This is a genomic window from Kitasatospora sp. NPDC087861, assembly GCF_044742585.1.
GTDB lineage: Bacteria > Actinomycetota > Actinomycetes > Streptomycetales > Streptomycetaceae > Kitasatospora.
This window is the reverse complement of sequence record NZ_JBIUUS010000093.1, coordinates 1-3729: the sequence shown is the minus strand read 5'-3', so window position 1 is coordinate 3729 and position 3729 is coordinate 1. Positions and strand designations below refer to the sequence as shown.

At 73.7% G+C, this 3729-nt stretch carries 1 protein-coding gene; it reads right to left on the bottom strand.

Features of this window, described 5'->3' with window-relative positions; translation table 11 throughout:
* The coding region (locus ACIOJE_RS41130; protein WP_400783803.1) for an SDR family NAD(P)-dependent oxidoreductase at positions 1–3729 on the bottom strand (3729 nt) is incomplete at both ends.

Sequence of the window (3729 nt, the reverse complement as noted above, 5' to 3'; positions counted from 1 at the left end):
ACCCGTTGCTGGGAGGGGCCGTTGGGGGCGGTGAGGCCGTTGGAGGCGCCGTCCTGGTTGACGGCCGAGCCGCGCAGCACCGCGAGGACCGGGTGACCCAGGCGCCGGGCATCCGAGAGTCGTTCCAGGACGAGCAGACCGACGCCCTCGCCCCAGCCGGTCCCGTCCGCGCCGGCGGAGAACGGCTTGCACCGCCCGTCGGGTGCCAGCCCGCGCTGCCGGCTGAACTCCACGAACGGGGCGGGCGTCGCCATGACGGTGACGCCGCCGGCCAGGGCCATGGTGCACTCGCCGTTGCGCAGCGCGTTGGCGGCCAGGTGGAGGGCGACCAGCGAGGACGAGCAGGCGGTGTCGATCGTGACGGCGGGACCCTCCAACCCGAAGGAGTAGGCGACCCGCCCGGATGCCACGCTTCCCGCACTGCCGTTGATCACGTACCCCTCGACCTCGGCGGGTACGTCGGTCAGGCGCGCACCGTAGTCGTGGTACATCACACCGGCGAACACCCCGGTCCGGCTGCCGCGCATCGACGTCGGGTCGATCCCCGCGCGCTCGAACGCCTCCCACGAGGCTTCCAGCAGCAGCCGCTGCTGCGGATCCATCGCCAGGGCCTCGCGCGGGGAGATCCCGAACAGGTCCGCGTCGAAGTCGGCGGCGTCCGGCAGGAACGCGCCCTCGGTGGAGATCACCGAACCCGGCCTGCCGCCCGTCGGGTCGTACAAGGCCTCCGGGGACCAACCGCGGTCGGACGGCATGGCCGTCACCGCATCGCCGGCGGTGGAGAGCAGGTCCCACAACGCTTCCGGTGAACTGCTGCCGCCGGCGAAGCGGCAGCTCATCGAGACGATGACCACCGGGTCGTCGGAAGGAGGGACGACCGGAGCAGCCGAGGAGGGCTCCTGCGCCCGCCGCCCGTACAGCGCCTCCTCGAGATACCCGGCCAGCGCCGCCGGATTCGGGTGGTCGAACACGATCGTGGCGGGCAGCCGTAGACCGGTCGCGTGGTTGAGCTGGTTGCGAAGGTCGACGGCGGCGAGTGAGTCGAAGCCGAGGTCACGGAACGCCCGGTCGTGCGGAACCCGGTCGGTCGAGCCCTGCCCGAGGACCGCGGCCGCCCTGGTGCGCACCAGATCGAGCAGGACGCCGGCCCGGCGATCGGCGGGAACGTCCGCCAACGGCCGGGTGTCGTCCCCGGGCAGGTGGGCCGCCGTGCGGCGCACCGGCACGTGGATCAGGTCACGCAGCATCGGCGGAACCGGTCCACCCAGCGCGGCCAGCGCCGCGGAGTCCACCCGTATCGGGACGACGGTCGCCGGGCAGCCGTCGCGCCAGGCGAGGTCGAACGATACGAGCGCGGACTCGGTCGTCATGGGGGCGATGCCCAGCGCTGACAGCCTGCGGACGTCCGTGTCCGTCAACGTGCCGGTCAGAGCGCTGCGTTCGGCCCACAGCCCCCAGGCCAGCGAGACCGCGGCCAGACCCTGGTCCCGCCGGTGGTGGGCGAGCGCGTCCAGGAAGGCGTTGGCGGCGGAGTAGGCGGCCTGTCCGGCCGAACCGAGCACGCCGGCGGCCGAGGAGAACAGGATGAAACGGGCCACCTCGTGCTGACGCGTCAGCTCGTGCAGGTGCATCGCCGCATCGATCTTCGGACGCAGCACGTGGGTGACCTGGTCCCGGGTGAGGGACGTGAGCACACCGTCGGCGAGCACCCCGGCGGTGTGGATCACCGCCGTCACCGGGTGGCGCGCCCGCGCCTCGTCGAACACCCGGGCCAGCGCGTCGCGGTCGGCGGCGTCGCACGCGACGATCTCCGCGTGCGCACCGGCCGCCCGGAGTTCGGCGATCAGGTCCGCCGCACCCTCCGCGTCCGGCCCCTTCCGGCTGAGCAGCAGCAGGCGCCGCACACCGTGGGTGGCGACCAGATGCCGGGCCACCTGGCGGCCGAGCGTTCCCGTACCGCCGGTGATCAGCACGGTGCCGTCGGAGGCACCGGGCGTCGCGGCGGTACCGGTGGAGACCGTGCGGACCAACGTGGGGAGCAGCGGGCTTCCGCGGCGAATCGCGAGCTGCGGCTCCCCGCTCGCGACGGTGATCGGCAGGACCTGCTCGGAGGGTTCGGTGCCGTCGATGTCGGCGAGCACGAACCGGCCCGGATGCTCCGTCTGCGCCGACCGGACCATGCCCCACACCGTGGCGAGCCGGGCGTCGACGCGGTCGTCGGGCAATGCCCGCACGGCCCGGTCCGTGACGAACACCAGCTGGGATTCCTCGAACGCGGGCTCGGCGAGCCACGTCTGGAGCAGCTGCAGCGTCAGCACCGCCGCGGCGTGCGCGGTCTCCGCCGAGGGTTCGTCGTCCCCCGCGTGTTCCCGGTCCAGCCGCGCGAAGACCAGCGAGGGGGGCGCGGTGTCGTCGTCGGCGACCAGCAGGGACAGCTCGGCCGCGTCGCGCACGTCGACGTGCGTGATGATGTCCGCGGGCACCACGGACGCCGTGGTGAACTCGTTCCACTCCACGCGCAGCGGGCCGCCGTCGCCGGCACCGAGCCGGGAGATCTCGGCGAGATCCACCTGCCGCAGCATGAGCGCCCCGGCTTCCGCGATCAGCACGCCGGCGGGGTCGAGGAGCGACAGCCGGGCTTTGGTCGGGCTCACGGCGTGCAGGCGCACGCGTGCCGCGGTGGCGCCCGAGGAGTACACGGTGAAGTCCCGCCACTCCCAGGGCAGCACGGACGGCGCCTCCGTGCGGGAGGAAGCGGCGAACAGCACGGTCTGCGCGGCCGCGTCGAGCAGACCCGGGTGCAGCGTGAACCGCCGTGCGGCCGCGCGCTGTTCCTCGGGCAGTGCGATCTCGGCGAACACCTCGTCGCCACGGTGCCACAGTGCGCGCAGCCCCTGGAACGCCGGGCCGTAGGCATATCCCCGCGCGGCCAGGTTCCGGTACCCGGACTCGACGGGCACGGGGGTGGCGTCCGCCGGCGGCCACGCCACGGCGGCCGGGACGGCCGCCGCAGCCGATCGCGACAGGGTGCCGCTCGCGTGCAGCGTCCACGTGTCGCCCTGGAGCGCGTCCTCCGGGCGCGCGTACACGGCGAGCGCATGGCGTCCGTCCCGGGGCGGGGAAACCTGCACCCGCACCTGGACACCGCCGTGCTCGGGCACCACCAGCGGCGTCGTGAGGGTCAGCTCCTCGACGAGGTCGCAGCCGACCTCGTCACCGGCCCGCACCGCCATCTCCAGCACCGCCGTTCCCGGCAGCAGCACCACCCCGGCGATGGAGTGATCGGCCAGCCAGGGCTGCCGGTCGAGCGCGATCCGCCCCGTGAACAGCGTCTCCCGGCCATCAGGATGGTCGATCCGCGCCGACAGCAACGGATGGTCGAGCGCCGTCTGCCCGGCCGCCGCGAGGTCCGCGGCGCCGGTGCCCTGGTTCTCCATCCAGTAGCGCGTGCGCTGGAAGGGGTAGGTGGGCAGGGGAACCCGCCGCGCGCCCGGGTACTGCGCGGCCCAGTCGACGGGCAGGCCGCACACCCAGGCCTGCGCGGCGGACGTGAGCAGCCGGGCGAGCGTGCCGTCGTTGCGGCGCAGGGTCCCGATCACCGCGATGGCGTCGGAGGCCTCCGTCAGGGGAGCCGTGAGTACGGGGTGGGCGCTGGGTTCGATGAAGGTGGTGTGGTGGGTGGTGATGAGGGTTTGGGCGGTGGGGTGGAAGAGGACGGGGTTGCGGAGG